The sequence below is a fragment of the Citrobacter sp. T1.2D-1 genome (assembly GCF_950098555.1).
GTDB lineage: Bacteria > Pseudomonadota > Gammaproteobacteria > Enterobacterales > Enterobacteriaceae > Citrobacter_A > Citrobacter_A telavivensis.
In genome coordinates, this window is record NZ_CATNHH010000047.1 from 1 (window position 1) to 424 (window position 424).

General features: G+C 54.2%; 1 protein-coding gene. It reads right to left on the bottom strand.

Going from position 1 to position 424, the window contains the following annotated elements:
• Positions 1-11: 11 nt before the first annotated feature.
• Positions 12-424 (bottom strand): transposase (locus QQZ17_RS21140; RefSeq protein ID WP_284554164.1); only part of this gene is annotated, 413 nt, incomplete at its 5' end.

Consider the following 424-nt stretch of genomic DNA (forward strand, 5'->3'; position numbering starts at 1 on the left):
ATTTCCGGTTTTTACTGAGATCTCTCCCACTGACGTATCATTTGGTCCACCCGAAACAGGTTGGCCAGGGTGAATAACATCGCCAGTTGGTTATCGTTTTTCAGCAGCCCCTTGTATCTGGCTTTCATGTATTCGATGTTGATGGCCGTTTTGTTCTTGCGCGGATGCTGCTTCAAGGTTTTTACCCTGCCGGGACGCTCGGCGATCAGCCAGTCCACATCCACCTCGGCCAGCTCCTCGCGCTGTGGCGCTCCTTGGTAGCCGGCATCGGCTGAGACAAATTGCTCCTCTCCATGAAGCAGATTACCCAGCTGATTGAGGTCATGCTCGTTGGCCGCGGTGGTGACTAGGCTGTGGGTCAGGCCACTCTTGGCATCGACACCAATGTGGGCCTTCATGCCAAAGTGCCACTGATTGCCTTTCT